The 22,785-nt window shown below is 63.9% G+C and carries 15 protein-coding genes; 10 read left to right on the top strand and 5 right to left on the bottom strand.

Annotated features, from left to right (window positions below; all coding sequences use genetic code 11):
• Positions 1-44: 44 nt before the first annotated feature.
• The 3 genes from BLS50_RS23935 to BLS50_RS34930 form a co-directional block, all read right to left on the bottom strand.
• Positions 45-788 (bottom strand): fimbrial biogenesis chaperone, encoded by a 744-nt coding sequence (locus BLS50_RS23935; protein WP_053526499.1) that lies wholly within the window; start codon positions 786-788, stop codon positions 45-47.
• Between the two features lie 75 nt (positions 789-863).
• Positions 864-1,454: a fimbrial protein gene (locus BLS50_RS23930; RefSeq protein ID WP_027807686.1), complete on the bottom strand. Its 591-nt coding sequence runs from the start codon at positions 1,452-1,454 to the stop codon at positions 864-866.
• A 740-nt stretch (positions 1,455-2,194) separates the two neighbouring features.
• A complete protein-coding gene (locus BLS50_RS34930) occupies positions 2,195-3,208 on the bottom strand; it encodes a fimbrial protein (protein ID WP_080486918.1) in 1,014 nt (337 codons plus the stop codon).
• An 897-nt stretch (positions 3,209-4,105) separates the two neighbouring features.
• On the opposite strand from BLS50_RS34930, the gene BLS50_RS23920 reads away from it, so the two are divergent.
• The 4 genes from BLS50_RS23920 (at position 4,106) to BLS50_RS23910 (ending at position 8,034) form a co-directional block, all read left to right on the top strand.
• Entirely contained in the window at positions 4,106-5,098 is a 993-nt protein-coding gene (locus BLS50_RS23920) for a fimbrial protein (RefSeq protein ID WP_074806663.1), read from the top strand.
• A 472-nt stretch (positions 5,099-5,570) separates the two neighbouring features.
• Positions 5,571-5,849, top strand: a complete 279-nt coding sequence (locus tag BLS50_RS35525; protein WP_143028370.1) for a hypothetical protein — start codon at positions 5,571-5,573, stop codon at positions 5,847-5,849.
• 548 nt (positions 5,850-6,397) lie between these two features.
• A complete protein-coding gene (locus BLS50_RS23915; protein ID WP_074804526.1) occupies positions 6,398-6,916 on the top strand; it encodes a hypothetical protein in 519 nt (172 codons plus the stop codon).
• 119 nt (positions 6,917-7,035) lie between these two features.
• On the top strand, positions 7,036-8,034 hold the full coding sequence (locus BLS50_RS23910) for a fimbrial protein (RefSeq protein WP_069230555.1): 999 nt from the start codon (positions 7,036-7,038) through the stop codon (positions 8,032-8,034).
• Between the two features lie 562 nt (positions 8,035-8,596).
• On the opposite strand, the gene BLS50_RS23905 is transcribed toward BLS50_RS23910, so the two are convergent.
• Together BLS50_RS23905 and BLS50_RS23900 are read right to left on the bottom strand one after the other, a co-directional pair.
• Positions 8,597-12,043: a two-partner secretion domain-containing protein gene (locus tag BLS50_RS23905; RefSeq protein ID WP_074804524.1), complete on the bottom strand. Its 3,447-nt coding sequence runs from the start codon at positions 12,041-12,043 to the stop codon at positions 8,597-8,599.
• A gap of 176 nt (positions 12,044-12,219) precedes the next feature.
• Entirely contained in the window at positions 12,220-13,722 is a 1,503-nt protein-coding gene (locus BLS50_RS23900; RefSeq protein ID WP_256334130.1) for a ShlB/FhaC/HecB family hemolysin secretion/activation protein, read from the bottom strand.
• Positions 13,723-14,805: 1,083 nt separating this feature from the next.
• Here BLS50_RS23900 and BLS50_RS23895 point away from each other — a divergent pair.
• Genes BLS50_RS23895 through wecC form a run of 6 tightly spaced genes read left to right on the top strand, consistent with a single transcriptional unit; the run spans position 14,806 to position 22,774 of the window.
• Positions 14,806-16,284, top strand: coding sequence for an undecaprenyl-phosphate glucose phosphotransferase (locus BLS50_RS23895; RefSeq protein ID WP_256334129.1), 1,479 nt, complete (start codon positions 14,806-14,808; stop codon positions 16,282-16,284).
• A gap of 35 nt (positions 16,285-16,319) precedes the next feature.
• The gene (locus BLS50_RS23890; protein WP_256334128.1) at positions 16,320-17,552 is read left to right on the top strand and encodes a polysaccharide biosynthesis/export family protein; all 1,233 of its coding nucleotides are present in this window, start codon (positions 16,320-16,322) and stop codon (positions 17,550-17,552) included.
• Positions 17,549-18,040, top strand: a complete 492-nt coding sequence (locus tag BLS50_RS23885) for a low molecular weight protein-tyrosine-phosphatase (protein ID WP_176934287.1) — start codon at positions 17,549-17,551, stop codon at positions 18,038-18,040. Before BLS50_RS23890 ends, BLS50_RS23885 begins: the two co-directional genes overlap by 4 nt.
• Positions 18,041-18,047: 7 nt before the next feature.
• Positions 18,048-20,303, top strand: coding sequence for a polysaccharide biosynthesis tyrosine autokinase (locus BLS50_RS23880; protein ID WP_074804519.1), 2,256 nt, complete (start codon positions 18,048-18,050; stop codon positions 20,301-20,303).
• A 19-nt stretch (positions 20,304-20,322) separates the two neighbouring features.
• Positions 20,323-21,501 (top strand): non-hydrolyzing UDP-N-acetylglucosamine 2-epimerase, encoded by a 1,179-nt coding sequence (gene wecB / locus BLS50_RS23875; RefSeq protein WP_027807679.1) that lies wholly within the window; start codon positions 20,323-20,325, stop codon positions 21,499-21,501.
• Positions 21,502-21,529: 28 nt separating this feature from the next.
• Complete coding sequence (wecC, locus tag BLS50_RS23870) at positions 21,530-22,774, top strand: UDP-N-acetyl-D-mannosamine dehydrogenase (protein ID WP_069230558.1); 1,245 nt, start codon at positions 21,530-21,532, stop codon at positions 22,772-22,774.
• Positions 22,775-22,785: the final 11 nt, after the last annotated feature.

Below are 22,785 nucleotides of genomic sequence, written 5' to 3'. Positions count from 1 at the left end.
AGGCTCGCTTCGCCGGTGATCAGGGGCTCTGCGTTCGCGCTGTGTTACGGCTGAACCGACAGCGGCTGCTCGTTGTTGGCCGACGAGCCCCAGTCGTTGATGCTGTTGAACTGCACTTTTGCACCGGCTGCCGGCACAGCGTGCAGGTTGGCGACCGGAAATTCCTGCGTGGTGCGCGGCAACACGTAGCCCGCGCCAGCGTCGTACTTCTGCCCGTTCGCGTGCAGCAGGATGCTGCCGATATTGACGACGTAAGGCGTCGGATTCGTGGCCTTCAGCACATAGCTGCCCTGCTTGCCGGGCGCGACCTGCCAACGCAGCTGGCCAGGTGCCGTATGTGCTTCACCGGCCAAGCCTTGCGGGCGGAACATGATCTTGATGCGAGTGCGCAATGCAATTTGCAACTCGTTGCGATCGGCGCCGTCGTTGGCTTTCGGCGGAATCTCGAGCACGTTGAGCCAGAACAACGATTCCTTGTCGGTAGGCAACGGCTCGTTCGTGTAAATCATTCGCAGCGTTTGCCCCTTGTTCGGCTCCATCCGGAACATCGACGGGGTGAGCGTGAACGGGACATTGATCGTTTCAGGCGATGCATTCTGATCGCCCGCATCGATCCATGTCTGGACGAGCGCCGGCGTCTTGCCGTCGTTCGTCAGCTTGATGGTTACTTCGCGCTCGTTGCTCGGAAAGACGACGCGCGTGCCAGAGATCACCACGCTCGCATGGGCTTGCGAGGCGACCAGAGTAGAGATCAGCGCAATGGACTGGAGCGCTCTGATGATTTTCATGGCGGCTTCTAATAGTTTTAGGGAGAGTGGCGATGCGGAAAACGAGGCCCGCCGCGAAGCGGGCCTCGTGACGCATTACTGATAGATCAGCGAGTACTGGACCTTCGAGTTCGCCGAACCGCCCGTTGCCGCGCCGGTTGCCAGGTATTCCGCGAAGAAGTTCATTTGTGCCGAACCGTCTGCGCCGATCGTCACGACTTGCGAGTTCTGATCGGCAACGTTCGCGCCGACCTTGACCGGTTGCTGCTGGTCGTTCAGCACTTGCAGCACGACGTTGCCTGCTGCCGGTGCTTCTGCCGTGCCCTTGTCGAGCGACAGCTTGCCGTCGGCCGTGACGTTCGTTGCGTTTTCGAATGCAACCTGAACCTTCGTCGGGTTACCCTTGCTGGTTTCGCTATCCACTGCACAACCGGTCAGCTTGAAACCGAATGCGGTGCGGCCGGCGACTGCGCCCGCTGCATTCAGTGCGCCCGAGCTGACCGTCGGCATCGGCACCGACTTGTTCGACGTTGCGCCGGCGGCGAGGCCGTCGATCTTGCAGGTTGCGGCGGTGACGTTGCCGGTGAACGTGATCGTGCCGTCCGCTGCGTTGGCAGCCGATGCCAGACCGAGGCCTGCCACGGCCAGGAGCGTCGAAAGGACTTGAGTGCGCGTTGCGAGTTTCATTTTCTTGATCTCAAACGAGTGGTTGACAAGGTGAAAGGCAGAAGCATTACTCGCCGGATTCGTTGGAGAGCAGTGCCTTACATTTCGGTATCAATTATCGAAACTCGGGGCATTCGAGAAAACTGGACGAGATCGAATGAGGCCTAATAATTAGTCGTACTTGTACTAATTCACAAAATTCTTGCGTGTTTTGGCCGGAGTGTTAGACGTATTTGACGATTCGCGCATGTTGATCGAATGCGCAGCATTGCTAATGCGAAACAAGTCGACGATGAAGGCGGGCGCTATCTGACAATTTTTAAAATTCGATATAGATAACGAAGCTAATAAAATGAGATACGGGCCGGAGCGATCGCAATCTCGACCCATCATCTATGTATCGGCATGCCAAATGACGAGTCGGACGACTGGAGGAAGCGGGGGAAGCCCGGTATGCGGGATCTTGAAGGCGTGATCGACGCGCTGCCATGCGATGTACGACAGGCCGTACCGGCAGCGGCGGTGGTATTTCAGTCGATTGTCAGCCGCATTCGGCCGGTCGGTGTTCGCTTCGAAGGGGGGATTATCGAGCGGACCCGCAGCCGCGGGGGAGTCAGGCGACCGTCGCCGGTCTGTCATGCGCGATGCAGTGGATTTCGCGTGGCGCCGGGGTCACTGTCCAGCGCGTATAGCCGAACGACGATCAAGGCACGGAAAGGGTCGGCCGACGAACGCGGCCGGCTGTGTGTATCGGGCGCAGCTTACTGATAACTCATGGTGAACGAAGCGCGGGCGGTCACCGTGCCGCCGAGCACCATGCCGGTACGCACATAGCGGGCGCTCAGTGGAATCTCGAGCACGCCGTTCTGGGTCGTCCCTGTATAGAACTGGTTGGGGTTGCCGGTCACGCTGCTGTCGGGGCCGTACGAGACGAGATTCGTGCCATTCAATATCTGCACGCCGAGCCCTTTCGCGGTCGACTCGGGCGACAGCGACAACGTGGTGCTGCGGTTCGCGTTATTGCTCACGTCGGTCAACGTCATGTAGGTTTTCGTGACGGAGCCTTCCTCGCCGCCGCCGCAGTCGAGCACGATCTTGAACGGCTTCGCCTCCGACGTGGCGCCCACGGTGGGCAAGACCTGGTTGGCTGAAATATCGCCGAGCGGCACGTTGAGCATCTTTTCCCGGACCTTGCAGGTCGGCACGCGCGGCGTGATGGTGATGCCGCTGCCGGCAACCTGGAACGACATGAATTTGAATGACATGTCCTGTGCCCAACCAGCACCGATTTCGCCCGAGAGCGACCCGCCTGCGCTGATCGGCCCGGTCTTCACGAACTCGACGAGCAGTTTGCGTTCGCCGCTATACCGCGAGCTGGTGGTTGGCGTCACCATCGACCACGGCCACCAGATGCCGAGGCCGCCGCCGCTGCCGGTGAACTGCATTCTCACGCCGACCCCGGCGACGTTGGTTGGCCACGTATTGTATGGACCTTGAGCGCCGCTCTTGGTGTATGTGGTGAGCCCGATGATACCTGTGCAATACAAGTAAAAGGGCGCGCCCGATGACGGAAGTTCCTCCCGGATCAACACGGTGCCGACGGGAACGGACGGGCTGAAACTGGGCGGCGAGAACGCGGGGATTTGGGCCACCTGCGCTGTGTATTGCTTGTTGTTGTTTTGGTCTCTGATATAACAATCGGCGACTGCCGTCATCGGCAGGATCGCGCCGATCGCGAGACAAGCGCCATACGCGGCGGACATTCTGATCGTCATCGCTTTACCTTTCACTGTCCTGAATGGTCTTCACTGGGACGAACGGCTCAGGGTCATCGATTCGCCGCTACGTCTTAAGTGGAAGAATGAATATTGAATCCTGAATTCTTGTCGTTTCCACGTCGCGCGGGAATGGAACAAGAACGAGTTGGTATTGCGAAACTCTCGTACAAGTCCGAATCTTGTGGAAAGCTAGTCGGGGAGCGATGTCTCGGGGTATATGTTCGGTCGAGCATCCGGGCCGACTTGGATCGGCAAATCGCGGCGTCACGCAGCCTGCAAACAGGACGTCGCCGCGTCGTCGTTCCAGTGCGTTGAGGGCTTGCCTGTGGCAATTCGCCTTGCCGAATTTTGAGCGCGTGACAGGCGTACAAGACTGACTCTCGTAAGGTCGCCGGCCGTGAGGGTCAGGGAGCCCAACGGTACCTTGCTGCCGCGACCGGATGCGAGCCTTCCCAGGAGCGGCGAGTCGGGACGCCGGGTGACCGGCACGAGTTCGTGCTTGGCCCGTCAGAGGGGCGAAGCGAGCGACGGTTTTATCGGGGGATTCGGTTCACAGTCCGAAGGATTGGTACGCGTACTAATTTGATTTAAATATATTTGGTACAAGTACTATTTTTATGTCTATCTGTCCAGAATATAATTTTACTTATCCCGGCGCAAGTGAGCAGTGGGGCTGAACTGGTCTCAGTCTGAGAGTCGATCGATGCCGCAGCTAGCGTCTATTTTCTCTTGGCGATACGAAGTTATTTGTCGGCATCGGTATTCCGATGAGGTGCATGCCGATAAAAAATTATCTTATTTTTCGATTCTCGCCTTGAGTGTCGAGAGTGGTTTTTCGTATTGCTATGTACATGGCTGTTTCAATACAGTCGTCATCTTATGCAGGAAATATCGATGAAGTTACTTTTGTTCGTGGCCGCTGTCTTGGCAGGCGTGTCGACTTCGGCATCGGCGGTTACTTGTGAGTCGGATACCACCGACGGATTGAACTACTACGTCGCGAAGCTGTCCGGATTTAATCCGCCCTCGTTCGATCCGGGCGCGATTCCGGTTGGTGGGGTCATATACGCGCATACGGGGTCCCCGATTTTTACCAATAAAAGAACAGACAAGGCAACTTATAAGTGTAATGGAATCGTTTATTCGTATGTGACTGGAATCGGCATGCATAACAATAACATTTACCCAACTTCCATTCCAAATATCGGTATCCGGATGGCATACGTGAATCGATACGTCCCGTATAGAGGGGGCCTGGGTTATCGGGAGGGCGCATGGAACGAGCAATTCAGCCTCACGGTTCAATTGATCAAGACAGGAGAAATCACGGCAGGCGGGGTCCTTAGCGGCGCATATGCCCAATATCGGGCCGAGGATGAGGCGGGGCAGCTGCTGGTCGAATATCGATTCGCGTCACCCATTGTCATCCAGCCGCGCGTGCCGACCTGTAAGGTGGCGACACCGCAGATATCGGTTCCGATGGGCAGCATGAGCCTGGCAATGTTCAAGGGAGTGGGTGCGACGACGTTTGCCAGCGCGTTCGATATCTCGCTGACTTGTTCGGGCGGGTCCAATGGAACGTCAACCAAGGCATTCGTCACGCTGTCCGATGTAACGGCACCAGGCAATACCTCGACGACGTTGTCATTGACGAAGGACTCGACCGCGACCGGAGTCGGTATCCAGGTGCTGAAGGACAACGTGCTGTTGGGCTTCGGACCGGACTCGGCCGCTGTCGGCAATATGAATCAATGGTACGCGGGCACGGTCGCGCAGGGGCAGGCACAACTGAGGATTCCGCTAAGCGCCCGATATGTGCAGATCGCTGAAAAGGTTACGCCGGGTAGCGCCAATGCGCGGGCGACATTCACGATGAGTTACCAATAACTGTCGTCGATGCCGCCATCGGCACACGGCGAATCGGACGGCGCGATACCGCTATCGGGATTCCCGTAGCAGTTTGGTCGGATCCTCAATTCGGCTTGACTATGGTGAGGTCGAGGTTGTCGTGTTCGTCAGATAGGGTGGACAAGCGGTCAACGGGATCGGGTATGCGGGGAGTTGACACGATGCGTTGAACCGCACGCTGATCGAATCGTCGATCGGCCGTTGACACGGAATCGGCCGCCAATCGGCCGCCAGCCGGGGGTGTTCAGGCGCCTGCGATGCGAACCCGGCTAACCGTCACGACGATCGTGCCGGCGATCGCATCGAAACGCACGCACAGGCGCCCGCACCCGTATCCGATCCGGGTAAGCCATGTGATCCGTCCCCGTCGAACACCATCATCGGCTACCTCCAATTCACGGGGCGTGCGCGATTGTCAGGCGAATCACAATAGATTGCGTGCGATCAGAAGATGGGCCAGAGCCAGCGAACCGCGCCATTATTCCGTGTTCCTGGCGACGCCCCTGCATCGGACCCGGCGACGGTGAAGCCGGTCATTTCCCGGACCGATCCGCGCCGAGACAAGGCCCGTCGGCAAACGCCCAATCTTTGTGCCGGTGAGGCCAGCCATGATGCCGATATGAGCCGGCATCCCGACGTGCTGATCGTTTCGCGCGTTCGTTCGATGTACTTCACGGCCACGACCCGATGCCGCATCGTCCCCTGCCAAATTGTCGGCGTACCTAATTGATCGCGGTCAGACCGCTGTTCGACTGGAGGTCAATACATGGCCATGGGTGATGAAATGTCAGATTTTTTTAAATAAAGACGCGTCCTATAACGAGTGGCGCGTGTACTAACGCGTCTTATGATTATTTAGTACATGTCCTATATTTTGGTCGGTATGGTCCGAATAGAATTTCGCCTGCTTTTGCCTGTGGCGGCTACATCGATTAGATGGTGAGGCAGCAACCGGCTCTGCTTGGAAATGGAATGACGCTGCGGCGAGCGTTCGTTTTCCCCAAGCGATGCAAAACCCTCCTCGATAGCTGTGGAGCGGCTGGTCCCATGTTTCCGGATTCTCGTCTTCGCGGTTGGTTACAGCAACGCGTTGCGCAACGTGTTGTACACCACGTCGGCGACGCGCCGGCGCGACGCGTGGCTCAAGGAAGGCGTGCGGGTCTATGCGGGCTGTCGATTCCGCTTGGCCGCACGCGTCGAACAACTCAGCACCAGTGCTCGGCTGGCGCGCGTGGGGCCGCCGCCACGCACAGCAGCGACATCGCTCTGTGACATCCGTTGTCGGAAACGTTCGCAATTGTCGAAGCGAAGCACGCCGAGGACGTGGGTGACGAACACGTCGGATGTGCGGGTGAACGGAAACGGCTACACGATCATGCCGTATCTGCCGCCGCTCTCATTGGCCTTTCGATCCGAAAGGCGGTCGCAGACGTCGAACTGAAGGAAACGAGCCAGCCGCCGGCAGGCGCCGTCCCGATGCTGGCGTTCAAGACCGAGTACGGCCGTTTGGCGGTGTTCGTGCGCGTCAGTGGCCGTTCGCCGGCTCCGTTCGGCGCGATCGTCACCAACACGGCCGGCAAGGATTGCGGCGTGATTGGCCGGGCGGCAAGGCTGCTCGCGCACGGTCGCGATGAGGGGCGGGCTGAAGGTGCAGTGGCAGAAGGGCTGCGGCAAGGCGGCGTACAGCCGTCGTATTCACGGCCGATGCGCGAGCGGGCGGAAGGTTATCAGCCGTTGCCGAGTCTCGAGTTGCCATGCGTGGTGAATAGAGCCGCGATGATGGGCCGGTTGCTTTGAAGGGCCGCGCGGAAAGACGGCGGTATGCCCGTAATGACGGGCGGGAAGGCAAAGCGGGCTTCCCGCGCTATGCGAGCGGAGTACTACGACGCCGTGTCATCCTATAGAAGGAAACTTTGATGAAGTCATTGATTTTTACGCTCAGCTGTATTCTCGCTGGCGTCTCTACTTCGGCATCGGCGATTACTTGTGAGGCGGATACCACCGACGGATTGAACTACTACGTCGCGAAGACGTCCGGATTTAATCCACCCTCGTTTGATCCGGCTGCGATTCCGGTTGGTGGGGTCATATACTCGGAGACTGGGTCCCCGATTTTTGTCAATAAAAGAACAGCCCAAGCAACCTGGAAGTGTAGCAGTTCATTTTATGCGGTTATCGTCGGAGTCGGCGCGCATATCAATAGAATTTACCCAACTTCCGTCCCAAATATCGGAATTCGGATGAAGTGGGCAGGTGGTTACATCCCGTATCGACCTGCCTATTCTTCTCCTTCGACGGGAATATGGAACGAGCAATTCAAGCTCACGATCGAATTGATCAAGACAGGGGAAATCACGGCGGGCGGGGTCCTTAGCGGCGCATATGCCCAATATCGGGCCGATGATGAGGCGGGGCCAGTGCAGGTCGAGTATCGATTCGCGTCACCCATTGTCATCCAGCCGCGCGTACCGACCTGTAAGGTGGCGACACCGCAGGTGTCGGTTCCGATGGGCAGCGTGAGCCTGGCGATGTTCAAGGGAGTGGGCGCGACGACGTTTACCCGCCCGTTCGATATCTCGCTGACTTGTTCGGGCGGGTCCAACGGAACGTCGACCAAGGCATTCGTCACGCTGTCCGATGTAACGGCGCCAGGCAATACCTCGACGACGTTGTCATTGACGAAGGACTCGACCGCGACCGGAGTCGGTATCCAGGTGCTGAAGGACAACGTGCTGCTGGGCTTCGGACCGGACTCGGCCGCTGTCGGCAATATGAATCAATGGTACGCGGGCACGGTCGCGCAGGGGCAGGCGCAACTGAGGATTCCGCTAAGCGCCCGATATGTGCAGATCGCTGAAAAGGTTACGCCGGGTAGTGCGAACGCGCGGGCGACATTCACGATGAGTTACCAATAACCGTCGTCGATGCCGCTATCAGCACACGGCGAAATGGGACAGCGTGATACCGCGATCGGGATTCCCGCAGCAGATTGGTCGGATTCTCAACTCGACCTGACTATGGTGAGAGCGAGGTTGTCGTGTTCGTCAGATAGGGTCGACAAGCGGTCAATGTGATCGGGTATGCGGCGGGTTGGCGCGATACGTTGAATCGCACGCTGATCGAGGAAGATGTCGGCCTGCCGGTGGCGATGGCTTCGTCGGTGGCAATGCGAAAGAGGGCAGAGCAGTGAGGCAGCGGCAGCGAGGCGCTTGTCGCGGGCAAACTTGCCGTACCCTGCGCGCGGTTCCCCGCCATGGGGCCAACAGTCTTGAGCCAGGCTCCGCACGAGCATGCAGATCTATGGATCGGTAAGTGATGCCTGATGAAGGCTGAAAGGACCGGCCGATCGAATCGTCGATCGGCCGGTGACACGGAACCGGCGGCCAGTCGGCCGCCGGCCGGGCGTGATCAGGCGCCCGCGATGCGCACCCGGCTAACCGTCACGACGGTCGTACCGGCGTTCGCATCGAAACGCGCTCACGGGCGCACGGAGCCGTAGTCGAGGCCGACGAGCGGACCGGACGACTGTTCATAGCCGGCCACGGTTTCGACGCGGCTGGTGGTCGACGAACCGGAGATCCAGCCGAAGTTTCCGCCGGCGAGTCCACCCAAAAGAGCATATCGGCCGCCGGAAACCGTGCCGCTCGAGGATGATGTCGCGACGGTGCCGCCGTTGGAGCCGATGAGGCCACCGACGAAGCTGCCGTTGCCACCCTTGACCGACCCGGTAGCGCGTGACTGCTTGACCGAACCGACCAGTTCGCCGACGAGCCCACCGACCCGGCTGCCCGCGCCTGCCTCGACATTGCCCGACGCGATCGCCCCGTCGATATTGCCGACCTTGTTTTCACCGACCAGGCCGCCCGCGGACGAATAGTTACCGGCCTTCACGGTGCCGCTGGCCTCGCCATTGACAATTTTCCCGGAATGGCGGCCGACCAGACCACCGGCCGCACTATTCAGACCGGCCAGCACGTTGCCGATGGCGGTTGCATTCCGCAGCGCGCCGCTGCTGGTGCCGGCAAAACCACCCGCGGTGCTGTCGGAGCCGACGGTGACGTTGCCCGATGCGTTGGACGAGTCGATATCGCCGGTGTTCACGCCGGCGAAGCCGCCGGCCGAACTGGCGTTGCCGGCGATCACGTCGCCGAACGCATCCGATGCGTCGATACGCTTGGTGTTCTCACCAGCGAAACCGCCCGCGACACTGTCGCCGGCGGCTGTCACCTTGCCGTGCGCCGTCGACGTTTCGATGAAGCCGTCGTTGACGCCCGCGAAGCCGCCGAGCGTCGACTTGCCGGCCGCCGTCACGTTGCCGCGTGCGCTCGACCCATGAATGGCGCTGTCCTTGTGGTTGCGGCCGACGAACCCGCCTGCCCAACCGTTCGCGCCAACAACCACGTTGCCCGTTGCATGCGATCCGCTGACGTCGCCGGCGTGGAAGCCGACCAAGCCGCCGGCGGTTCCGGTGTTGCCGGTCGTTACGTTGCCGTGTGCGTACGATGCACGGATGCGGCCGTAGCTCGACCCGGCGAGCCCGCCGACCGTGCCGTTCAACGCAGCCACGACGTCGCCGTTGGCCGTCGATGCGATGATGTCGCCTTCGTTCCCGCCGACCAACCCGCCGGCAAAGCTGGCCTCACCGACGACGACCTTGCCGCTTGCGCGCGCGGCCGAGAGGGTGCCGACGTTGTATCCGGCCAGGCCGCCGGCCACCGCGAGCACGCGGGCGGTCACGGTCGCCGTCGACGAGGAATCGTCGATGACGCCATGGTTGATCCCCACGAGGCCGCCGACCAGTGCTCTGTCGGTCGTCGCGACGACGCTGCCGGCGCTCGACGACGTTTCGATACGGCCGCGGTTGTCGCCGACGAGGCCGCCCGTCTGCCCGGAGGAGGCAGTCGTCACCTGGACGTTGGCGTGGCTGTCGCGAATCGTTCCGCTGATCTGGATGGGCTCATCGTTCGCCCAGCCCTGTGTGGACTGGTTCGCGCCGACGAGGCCGCCGACGGCGAGCGCGCCCGCTTCACCCGAGATGCGACCGGATACCGATGCGTGTCCGATCGTGCCGCCATGGTTACTGCCGACGAGGCCGCCGACGATCGTGCCGGCCTTGCCGGTGACAGCGACATCCTTGGCCGTCACGTTTCCGATCGTGCCGAAGTTGTCGCCGGCCAGCGCCCCGACCGAAACCGGTGAGCCGTTCGGTTGGGTTGCCGCCGCGGTCGCCGTGATGTTCGACAGGCCCAGGTTCGAGATGGAGCCTCGGTTGACCGCGAACAGGCCGACAGCGTGGTAGCCGGCGTTGGTCACGTTCAGGCGGCTGATCGTGTTGCCGAGACCGTCGAACAGGCCGGCGAACGACTTGTCGCCGCCGATGCTCTGGAAGCTCGCGCCACGGCCATCGATCGCGTTACCGACGACGTAGCGGCCTGTCAGGTCGTTGTCGACGCGATGCAGATCGTCGACGGTGTGCAGGACCGTGTAGTCGTTACCGTTCGAGCGGAACGTCGCGTTGTTGCCGGACAGCGTGACGACGGCCTTGTCGTTCGTCAGCGCGTGACCGTTCTTTGCATTGAGCTCGAGGTGCGCGTTTCGGCCGGTCAGCTTGACCGCGTCGTTGATGCGGATCTTGTCGGCGGCGTTGATCGCCAGCTTCGCGTAGGCACCGGTGGCGGACACGGCGCGTTGCAGGTCGACGTTGCCCTGCTGCGCGGACAGCGTCAGCGCGTTGTCGCTGCTCCAGGCGACCGGGCCGTCGACGCTCAGGTCGCCGCGCGTGCTGGTCAGCGCGACGTTGGTCGTGCCGAGATTGCGCGACAGCGTGTCGGACGTGATCGAGCGATCGCCGCCGGCAGTGCCGTTCACGCCTGCATTGGCTGCTTCGATGGTCCACGTGCCGGCCGCGTTGCCCGCACGCGTGTCGACGTTCGTCGCGGCGGCGACGTTCACGCGCTGGCCGCGCGTGACGACCGAGCCGGCTTGCGCACCGGCTACCGCCGCGCTGGCATCGAGCTTGCCGCCGACGTTGACGGTGTCGCCATCGAGCGTGATCCGGCCGCCGCGGCTGGCGAGCCCCTTCGCTTCGATCGTGCCGGTGTTGTTGACCACGGCGTTCAGCAGATCACCTGCCGCGCGCGCGGTCATCAGCACTTCGCCGCCATCGGCCTTCAGCAGCCCGCCGTTGTGCGCCTGCGCGTCGACCGCGCCGCCTTCGACCTGCAGACTGAGCAGATCGCTGCCGTCGAAGTTGACCTTGAACGCATTGCCTGCGCCGAGCGCGACGCGGCCCATCTTCGCCTGGATCACGCCGTTGTTCGAGACACGCGCACCGAGCAGCGCGACGCTGCCGCCGTCGGCCGCGGTGATCTTGCCGGCGTTGACGATCGATGCGGCGGACGTACCGGCGAAGCGGTAGTTGCCGGCGAGGAAGTCGGCGTCGGAAATCGCTTGAGTCGAGGCAACCAGGCCGCCGACGTTGACCTGCGCGCCGGAGCCGAACAGCACGCCATTCGGGTTGACGAGGAAGACCTTGCCGTTGGCGTCGATGCTGCCGTGGATCTGGCTGCCGTTATTGCCGATGACGCGGTTCAGCGCGATGGACTGGCTGCCGGGTTGATGAAATGCGACGCGTTCGCCGCCGGCGACGTCGAAGGACTGCCAGTTGGTGACGAGCTTGTCGGAGTGCTGATTGATGGACATCGACTTGCCGTCGACGTCACGGAGGATGTCGGCCTTGCCGGCGGTGATGGCTTCGCCGGTGGGCAGCGCGAAGGCGGGCAGGGCGGCGAGGCCGAGCAGCGAGACGACGGCCGCGGCGAGGCGCTTGCCGCCGGCGGACCTGCCGTGCCGGCGTGCGGTTTCCCCGACGGCGCACCAGCAGCCCTGGGCCGGGTTCCACACGAGAGCGTAGGTCTTGTTCATGAGATTGTTATTCCTCTGGATAAGGACAGGACAATCGCTTCATATCGGTACGTGAACCTAATGAAACGAAGGAAGCGGAAGCGCGATACGTCGACGCTTCCCGTGACACGGACGGCGAGGCCGCCCGCGATACATGCGGACCGGCTCGACGGGCCGGACCGCGCGTCGTGCACCGCTCAGAAATACTGGGCGGCTTGCAGCCAGACGCTCGGCGAGCGCGTGGCGGATGCGACGGGGTCGGCGCGGCCGAGCGGGAGCGCGGCGGTCACGGTGACCTGGCGGCCCGACCCGAACCAGCTCGCGCCGACGCCGAATGCAGACAACTGCACGGTGTTGCGCTCGCGCGTCCACGGCTGCTTGCTCAACTGGATACGGCCGGTGTCGACGAACGTGCTGACCTGCCAGCCCGGCGCGGCGAGATAGCGCAGCTCCGCGCTCGCCTGCCAGCCTTGATCGCCGTTACCGGCGCCGAGTGCATACGCACGCACGCCGTACGGACCGCCGAGATTGAATTTTTCCGTGGCGTTGAGATTGCGCGACGCCAGTTGCGCGTTGAATTGCGTATAGAGCTGCAGCCGGGCGCCGAGCGCCTGCAGCCGCAATGCGCTCACGTTCAGTTTGGTGAAGCGGCCTTGCGCATGCGTCAGATCGTTCGTGTCGAGCGCATCGTTGCCGCGCAGACGGCCGGTGCCGAGCGCGATCGAGAAACCGTTGCGGCCGCCGCCGCCGAGGGTGTCGTCGCTGTTGCCGCTCACGCCGACGGTCAACAGGTCGACCGCCTTGTCGTTGGCGATGTCGAAGATGCCGTAAATGTCGCGCAGGTGCTTGTTCTCGTACGTGAGCTGCGCATTGAGCGTGGCGCGGCTGCTGCGCAGCAGCGGCTGGGTGACGAACAGCGAGCGGACGTCGGCGCTGCCGTGATAGCCGAGTTCCTTCAGGCTGCCGCCGATTCGGTAGTTCATGTCGGAGTACGCAACCCCGACGCGGGTCGATGCGGGGCCGACAGGCACCTGATAGGCGGCGCGGTAGTAGCGTTGATGCGTATCGCTGGTGAGGCCGCGCAACGAAAAGCGATCGCCGACACGCAGCGGTGCATTGACGTCGACGTTGCCGGTCGCACGGTAGCGGCCGGTCAATGCATCGCCGTAGTTGTCGAGTTCGACGGAACCGGTGGCGAACGGGCCGCGGTCGGCGTCGATCACGAGGTCGGTCGTGCCGGGCTCGGTGCCCGGGCGCAGCGTGCCCTTCGCGACGACGCCGGGCATTTCGTCAAGCAGCTTCAGCGTGCGTTCGAGCGACGCGCCGTGTGCAACCGCGCCCGGCTGCAGGGCGCCGAGCGGCTGACGCAGTGCGCCGTCGAGCACGCGCGAATGGTTCTGCACGTCGATCTTTCCGTATCGGCCTTCGACGATGGCGATGCGGATGGTGCCGTCGTCGATGTCCTGGCGTGGCAAATAGGCGCGGGCGAGCACGTAACCCTGCTCGCGATAGTAGTGGGTGATTCGGCTCGCGGCCTGCTGAAGTTCTGCGAAGCTCAGGTCGCGATGCGTGAACTCGACGAGCAATGCCTGCAATCGTTCAGTGGGGATTGCCGTGTTGCCTCCGATGGCAAACCCGCGTACCGCCACGCGGGGGCCCGCGTCGTGGGCCGGGGCGGGCGGCGGCTCAACGGAAGGCATGTCGATGTCGGGTCGGGTGGCGGCCGGCAGCGACGGAGGAGTAGCCTCGATATCGCGGATCGATTGTCCGGCGCTCGGTACGGGAACCTGTGCGTGCGCGAAACCGGCTACCAGCAGCGTGGCGGCGGCGCACCCGGCGCGTCGAGCAACTGCATTCATCGTTCGGTGCGCGTGCGCTGCATCATACGAACCTGGCAACGGTCTCGCGGAGAGCGCGCTCGAGATATCGATGACCTGATGCGCCCGAATGCGACGGTTGATTCGAATAGCCCACCCCGGAAAAAAAATATGGACTCTTTTAGGCTTGCTTGCCGGTCCGTTCAGAAGTCAGGGATATTACGAAAGGGTTTCACGGGTGGATATTGAACGAGTACTAGGGCGCGGCTTCACTCGACAGGTTTCGTCTGATTTTTATGCTCGCGTGCGCCAGCGCAGATTTTTTCCCGTGCTGGCATGCTGTGGCGATCGCCTGACTTCGCGTGTAGGGAAGGCCGCGCGCGATAGCGCTTTCACGTCGACGCGGCGCTGGCGCGCCCGGACGATTGCAGGATCGACGATGAGTCAAATTCCGACCGGGTCGGCTCGATACCGTACGCGTCGCGAACTCGTCAGGTGCCACGGATCATGCGGAGAGGTCGGCAGCCACGGGCTGCTGTCTGCTTCATTGCATGGAGCCTGCGTCGTCAAGGCAAGCGAACTTTAAAGAGATATATAAAAGCATCGCTAACCATTGTCACGGCGCGCATTAGGCGGAATGGTTCGATAAGTTGATTGACCTGCGTCGATCATTGGTCGCCAAATGTCATTCATCTTTAAATAGGACGGATCGTATTCCTATACCAATTTGTTTAGGACGCGTCCGATTCAAATGGCAGGTTTGGGGTGGCACTATCCACATCTGCATCGTTTCGATTCCAGATGAATCCGCGATGAGCGGGGCGCGACAGTCTTTGGAAGGTCATCGGATCGCGTCATTGAAACCCGATATTTAACAGTTCATGACGCTGATCGAGGATCACGTTCAATCGGTCATGTTCTGTATTGCTAAATAATAGGATAAGGCCAGAGTCGATTCGCACCGGCGTGAGTGGGTGGCGTGAACGCACGCCGCCGGTTCGCCGCGATTCGCTTGCGACGCACGGCCGATCACGTGTCATGCGATCTTTCGACCATGCAAGTTACGCGCCCGTCGGTCGCGGGAAGGTTTCCTGGTTTCGGCTGGTGGATGCCGGCGTGCTCGTCGCTACCGCGTGGGCGGCCAGGAGCGGGTTCGGCGATTCGTCATCGAACCGGTCCGATTCCGTACTGATCGCCATTTCGATCGCGTGTGCGCTGGTACTGCTTCCGTTGATCGGCCTGTATGGCGATCCCGAGCGCGGCCTGCCGTGGCGCCGCCTCTGGCTCGCGCCGGCAGGCGTGGCTGTTGCCCTGTGCGTGGGCGCGACTTCCGTCATGGCGCTCGACTGGCAATCCGGTACGGAGCTCGGCTGGGTGTTCGGTTGGTTCGTGTTGTCGGCCATTGCGCTGAATGCATCGCAGGTCGTGCGGCACTGGCTCGGCGTGCGCGCCGCGGCGCGGAACACGCGGCGCAAGCCGGTCGCGCTCGTCGGGCATCGCGAGCATTGTCTGGCGCTTGCAGGCCGCGGCGCCTGCGATGCGGCGGCACCGTTTCCGGTGGCGGCGATCTTCGATCTGTCCGACACACCGGCAGCGGGCGTGAATGACGTCGCGGTTCATCGCGATCTCGGCGCGTTCGTCGACTGCGTGCGTCGCGCGCACGTCGGCGAAATCTGGATCGTGCTGCCGCTGGCGGAAGCCGACCGCATCGGCGCGATCGTTCGTGCGTTCGACGCGGATCTCGTGGATATCCGGTTCATGCCGGACCTCGCGGATCTCACGCCGCTTCATCCGCGCCGCGCGATTCGCGGCCGCGCGCTCGATCTCGTGGCAGCGCCGCTGTCGACGCGGGCGCTCGCGGGCAAGGCCGTGTTCGACCGCGTGTTCGCGGGGTTGGCGCTGATCGCGATCGCGCCGCTGATGGCGGTGATCGCGATCGCGGTGAAGTGCTCGTCGCCGGGGCCGGTGCTGTTCCGGCAGCAGCGCAGGGGCGCGTACGGGTGCATTTTCACGATCTACAAGTTCAGGACGATGCGCGAGCACGACGCCGCCGTACCGGGCGAAGTGCGTCAGGCGACGCGCGGCGATCCGCGCATCACGCCCGTCGGCGCGCTGCTGCGGCGGACGAGCCTCGACGAGTTGCCGCAGTTCCTGAACGTGCTGAAGGGCGACATGTCGGTGGTCGGCCCGCGCCCGCACGCGGTGGAGCACGACCGCTTCTACCAGCATCGGATCGACGGCTATATCCAGCGCTACCGGATCAAGCCGGGCATTACCGGCTGGGCGCAGGTCAACGGACATCGCGGCGAAACGGATCGCGTCGAGAAGATGCAGCAGCGGGTCGAACACGATCTCTATTACCTGAACAACTGGTCGTTTGCGCTGGATATGCGGATCGTCGCCGCGACCGTGATGTGCGGATTCACGCATCGCAACGCTTATTGAACGACGCGTCGACGCACGCGGCTTGGAAAACACGAATGGAAACTGGAAAACGGTCCCGCTCCTGGGCGCAACGCTCGCGAACGGCGCTGACGGTCTTGCCCGTCGTGCTGTTGTCCGCTTGCGCGGTCGAGCCGGGCATGCACATGGACTTCGCGAACGAGGCGCCGCACGGCGGCGGCATCGCGACGCAGACGCGCGACGACGGCCTGACGGTATCGATGCGCAACATCGACGCGGCCTCGCTCGATCAAGCGCGGCAAGCATCCGCTTCGCGTGGCGCGGCGGCGGTGCCGATCGGTTCGATCGACGGTGCAATGATCGCGGCGCAGCGGCGCGAGGCCCGCGCACAGGAAGAACGCACGCGCGCCGCGCTGTTTGCCGCGCCGGCGCCATACGCGGTCGACGCGGGCGACGTGCTGCAGATCACCGTGTGGGATCACCCCGAACTCGCCGCCGCACAAGGCAACCCGGGCAATCAGACGGTCCGTCCCGCCGATCCGCCGACGGGCTTCGTCGTCGATCAGGCCGGCAACCTGGCGTTTCCGTATGCGGGCGAACTGCATGTCGCGGGCATGACCACGAGCGAGATTCAGGCCGCGCTGCGCGCACGGCTGTCGAAATGGTTCGTCGCGCCGCAACTGACGGTACGCGTCGCGTCGTATCGTGCCAATCGCGTCTATATCGACGGCGAAGTCCATGCGCCTGGCGCGCAACCGCTCAACGACACGCCGATGACGCTGCTCGAAGCCGTCACGCGTGCGGGCGGCTTCACGGCCGCCGCCGATCAGAGCCGCATGACGCTCGTGCGCGCCGGTGTCGCCTATCCGGTCGATCTGCCGGGGCTGATTCGCGAGCGTCTCGATCCGTCGCGCATCGTGTTGCGCAACGGCGATCTGTTGCAGGTCGGTGCGCGCGACCAGTTCGGCGTGTACGTGATGGGCGAGGTCAACCGGCCGACGACCGCGCTGCCGTTGCGCAACGGTCGGCTCACGCTGGCCGATGCGCTGTCGCAGGCCGGCAGCGTCAACCAGGGTACGTCCGATCCGAAGCAAACCTACGTGATTCGCGCCGGCGAGGGACGGCAGGCTCAGGTGTTTCACCTGGACGGCCGGTCGCCGGTGTCGATGGTGCTGGCCAACGAATTCGAGCTGCAGCCGCGCGACGTGGTGTACGTCGACAGCACGAAGCTCGCGCGCTTCGGCCGCGTGCTCGCGCAATTGCTGCCGGCCATCAACGCAGGCCTGACCGCCGCGATCGTCACGAAATGATGAAGCGAATCCTGGTGGTGTGTACCGGCAACGTCTGCCGTAGCCCGGCCGCGCAGGCACTGCTGTCGCGCGCGTTGCCCGGCTGCACGATCGAGTCGGCCGGCCTCGCGGCGATCGGCGGAACGCCGATCGATCCGGTGATGAACGAATTGCTGGTCGCGCGCGGCTTCGGGCAGTCGCCGCACCGGGCCCGGCGCATCGATGACCGCGTCTGCCGGTGGGCCGACCTGATTCTCGTGATGGAGACCGCGCAGCGTCATCTGATCGAGCGGACCTACCCGACGACGCGTGGCCGCGTGTATCGCCTCGCCGAGCGCTACCAGACCGACGTTCCCGATCCGTACCGCCGAAGCCGCCATGTGTACGACTACGCGATGAAGCTGATCGAGCACGGTGTCGTCGACTGGGCCGAGCGGATCGCCCGCCTCGAATCGAACCGGCCGCGACGTGCGGATGCCGGCGCGGACGCGCCGGAACACTTGAAGTGAGCCTTAGATGAACGCAACCAACCCAGGTCGATCCCTTGCACGCGAGGCCGACGAGCTCGACGTGCGAGGCATCCTCGACGTGCTGATCGCGCACGCCGGCCGCATCGTCGCGGTCACGGCGGCATGTACCGCGCTCGGCGCCACGTATGCGCTCGTCGCGAAGCCGGTCTACAAGGCCGACATCGCCGTGCAGGTGGAAAGCGGCGGCTCCGACCTGCGCAGCATGGCGGAAGGCGGGCTCGTCGGTGGGCTCGGCGCGCTGTTCGACGTGAAGTCGACCGACGACGGCGAAATGGAAATCCTGCGCTCGCGGCTCGTGACCGAACCGGTCGTCGACGTCCAGCGCCTGTATATCGACGCGCGGCCGCGCCGCGTGCCGCTGATCGGGGCCGCGATCGCGCGCTTCAATCGCGGGCTGTCGACGCCCGGCCTGTTCGGGATCGGCGGCTTCGTCTGGGGCAGGGAGCACATCGACGTGACCGCGTTCGACGTGCCGCCCGACTTCCACGAACGCCCGTTCATCGTCACGCTGCTGGGCGACGGACGCTATCGGCTGTCCGGCAACGATCTCGAGCGCGATGTGGAAGGCGAGATCGGTGCGCCGCTGCGCGTGAAGACGTCCGCCGGCGACGTGATGCTGCAGGTCGCCGGCATCGACGCCGCGGCCGGGGCACAGTTCGTCGTGAAGGCCGAGTCGAAGCAGGTCGTGCTCGCCGAACTGCAGAAGAAGCTGGCGATCGCGAACCGCGGCAAGGATCAGTCCGGCGTGATCGGCGTGTCGTACGAAAGCCATGATCCGGTGCGCGCGGCGGCCGTGCTGAACGGGATCGCGGACAACTACGTGCAGCAGAACGCGAACCGCAAGGCGGCGACCGCCGAGAAGTCGCTGGCGTTCCTCAGCGATCAGGTGCCGACGGTGGAGCGTCAGTTGCGTACGGCGGAAGACCGGCTCAACGCGTACCAGGCCCGCCATGAAATCGTCGATCTGACCGAACAGGCGAAGGCGATGCTGACGCAATCGACGACCGTGCAGACGTCGCTGTTCGAGCTCGAACAGAAGCGGCTCGCGCTGGCGTCGACGTTGACGCCGGCGCATCCGGAGCTCACCGCGGTCGACCGGCAGATCGCCGCGGCCCGCGCGCAGATCGGGATGGTCAACGACGCGATCCGGCGCTTGCCCGACGCGCAGCGCAACATCGTACGGCTGCGCCGCGACGTGACCGTGCAGACCGAAATCTACGTCGGCTTGCTGAACAGCATCCAGCAGCTGCGGGTCGCGACCGCGAGCAAGATCGGCAACGTGCGCGTGATCGACCGCGCGATCGTGCCGGACGAGCCCGTGCGGCCGAAGCCGGTACTGGTCACGGTGATCGCCGCGCTGGTGGGTCTTGTGCTCGGTACGTGCGGCGTCATCGGCCGCGCGGTGCTGTTCGGCGGCATCACCGACCCGGCCGAGATCGAACGCGACACGGGCCTGAACGTGATGGCGACGATTCCGCACAGCGCTGCCCAGCGCCGGCTTGCGCAACGCGCCGCCACCGCGGTGCAGGGCGGGGCACCCATCCTGTCGCTCGCACGGCCGAACGAACCGGCGGTGGAGGCGCTGCACAGCCTGTGCACGGCGCTGCGGTTCCAGTTGCTGGACTGGCCCGACGGCAACCGCGTGCTGATCACCGGGCCTTCCGCGGGCGTCGGCAAATCCTTCGTGTCGGCCAACGTCGCCGCGTTGCTCGGACAGGCAGGCCAGCGCGTGTTGCTGATCGACGGCGACCTGCGACGCGGGGAGCTGGCCAAGCGCTTCGGCGTGCGGCCGGACATCGGCCTGTCGACCGTCCTGCGCGGCGGCGCGACTGTCGACGACGCCATCGTGCGCGATATCGCACCGAACGTCGACCTGCTGCCCGCCGGCCCGCGTACCGACCGGCCGGTCGAGCTGCTGGCGTCGGACCGGCTGACGGCCTTGCTGACCCACGTTGGCCGCGATTACAGCCTCGTGCTGCTCGACGCGCCGCCGCTGCTGCCGGTGACGGACGCCACCGTGCTGGCCGCGCACGCGGACACGATCCTGCTCGCCGCGCGCTCCGGCGTGACGACCACGGGCGAGCTGCTCGAATCGGCGAAGCGCATCGGACGCGTCGGCGCGCGCACGACGGCCGTCGTGTTCAACGGCTTCCGGCCGGGGCTGCGCTCCGCGCAGTACGGCAACTACGGCGCTTACGCGTATGACAGCGCCGATTCGCACACCGCGCCGGATCGCGCGTGATCCGCCGACGGAGAATCCGATGACTCACCACTACGAAAACATTCTCGTTACCTTCGGCACTCGCCCGGAAGCCATCAAGATGGCGCCGCTCGTCCATGCGTTGCGGGCCCGCGAAGGCGTGCGTTGCGGCGTCTGCGTGACGGCCCAGCATCGCCAGATGCTGGACCAGGTGCTCGATCTGTTCGGCATCGTGCCGGATTTCGATCTCGACCTGATGCGCGCCGGGCAGACGCTCGGCGGCCTGACCGGACACATCCTCAATGCGCTAGACCCGGTGCTGGACGCGTTCCGGCCCGATCTCGTGCTCGTGCACGGCGATACCACCACCACGCTCGGCGCGACGCTCGCGGCTTACTACCGGCGTATTCCGGTCGGGCACGTCGAAGCAGGCCTGCGAACCGGCAACCTGTATTCGCCGTGGCCGGAAGAGGCGAACCGCCGCGTGACGGGCGCGCTCGCGCTGCATCACTTCGCGCCGACCGAAACGTCGCGCGCGAACCTGCTGGCCGAAGGTGTCGAGGCCGGCCGGGTTCACGTGACCGGCAACACGGTGATCGACGCGCTGCTGACTGTCACCCAACGCCTGACGCGCGACCGGGCGCTGGTGCAGCAGATGCACGAACGGTTCCCGTTCGTCGACGACGCACGACGCATGATTCTCGTCACCGGCCACCGCCGCGAGAACTTCGGTCGCGGCTTCGAACAGATCTGCGAGGCGATCGCGACGATCGCGAAGCGCTATCCGGAGTGCCGGATCGTCTATCCGATGCATCTGAATCCGAACGTGCGGGAACCCGTCACGCGGCTGCTCGGCGACATCGACAACGTGATGCTGATCGAGCCGCAGGAGTATTTGCCGTTCGTCTATCTGATGAGCCGCGCGTGGCTGATCCTGACCGATTCCGGCGGGATCCAGGAAGAAGCGCCGTCGCTCGGCAAGCCGGTGCTCGTGATGCGCGACACCACCGAGCGGCCGGAAGCCGTCGCGGCCGGCACGGTGCGGCTGGTCGGCACCGAGGTCGAGCGGCTGGTCGGCGCGGTGGTCGAGCTGTGGGAGGACGGCCGCGCCTATCGCGCGATGAGCCGCGCGCACAACCCGTACGGCGACGGCCGCGCGAGCGGGCGGATCGCCGATCTGCTCGTGTCGCCGCCGACGTTGACGCAGGGGCCGGCCTATCTGGCCGGCTCGCTCTGCTGACTCCCCTGACGTCTGGAGAACCTCATTCATGTCATTCGAAACCGTTTCCGTCATCGGGCTGGGCTATATCGGCCTGCCTACCGCAGCGGCGTTTGCCGCACGTCGTAAAAGCGTGATCGGCGTCGACGTGTCGCAGCATGCGGTCGACACGATCAATCGCGGCCAGATCCACATCGTCGAGCCCGAGCTCGACATGCTCGTGCATGCGGCCGTGACGCAGGGCCATCTGCGTGCGACGACGTCGCCCGAGCCGGCTGATGCGTTCCTGATCGCGGTGCCGACGCCGTTTACCGACGGCAACAAGCCTGACCTGAGCTACATCGAGGCCGCGTGCCGGTCGATCGCCCCGGTGTTGAAGAAGGGCGACCTGGTCGTGCTCGAGTCGACGTCGCCGGTCGGCGCGACCGAACGGATGGCGGCATGGCTCGCCGCGCAACGCCCGGACCTGACGTTCCCTCAGCAGGCCGGCGAGCGCTCGGATATCCGGATCGCGCATTGCCCGGAGCGCGTGCTGCCGGGCCACGTGGTGCGCGAGCTCGTGGAGAACGATCGCGTGATCGGCGGGATGACGCGCAAGTGCGGCACGCGGGCGCAGGAGTTGTACGCGGTGTTCGTACGCGGCGAGTGCATCCTGACCGATGCGCGCACGGCCGAGATGTGCAAGCTCACCGAGAACTCGTTTCGCGACGTGAACATCGCGTTCGCGAACGAGCTGTCGGTGATTTGCGACCAGCTCGACATCAACGTGTGGGAACTGATCCGGCTGGCGAACCGTCATCCGCGCGTCAGCGTGCTCCAGCCGGGGCCGGGCGTCGGCGGACATTGCATCGCGGTCGATCCGTGGTTCATCGTCGATTCCGCGCCGGAGCACGCGCGGCTGATCCGCACCGCGCGCCAGGTGAACGACGACAAGCCGCATTTCGTGGTCGAACGCGTGCGGCACGCGGCGAGCCGGTTCCGCGAGCCGGTGATCGCGTGTCTCGGCCTCGCGTTCAAGGCCGATATCGACGATTTGCGCGAGAGCCCGGCGGTGGAGATCGTCGAAGCGCTGGCCGGGCATGCCGACGCGACGCTGCTGGTCGTCGAACCGAACGTCGACGCGTTGCCGGCCTCGCTCGACGCGAAGGCGCGGTTGTGCGATCTGCCTACCGCGCTCGCGGAAGCCGACGTGATCGTCATCCTCGTCGACCACGCGCCGTTCCGTCGCATGGACCCGGTGCGGTTGCAGACCAAGGTCGTGATCGACACGCGCGGCGTGCTGGCGCGCGCGTAACGGGCGGGATG

Origin of the sequence: Burkholderia orbicola (genome assembly GCF_900100915.1) — a bacterium.
In the GTDB taxonomy this organism is placed as follows: Bacteria; Pseudomonadota; Gammaproteobacteria; order Burkholderiales; family Burkholderiaceae; genus Burkholderia; species Burkholderia orbicola.
This window is presented reverse-complemented; position numbering and strand designations above follow the sequence as displayed.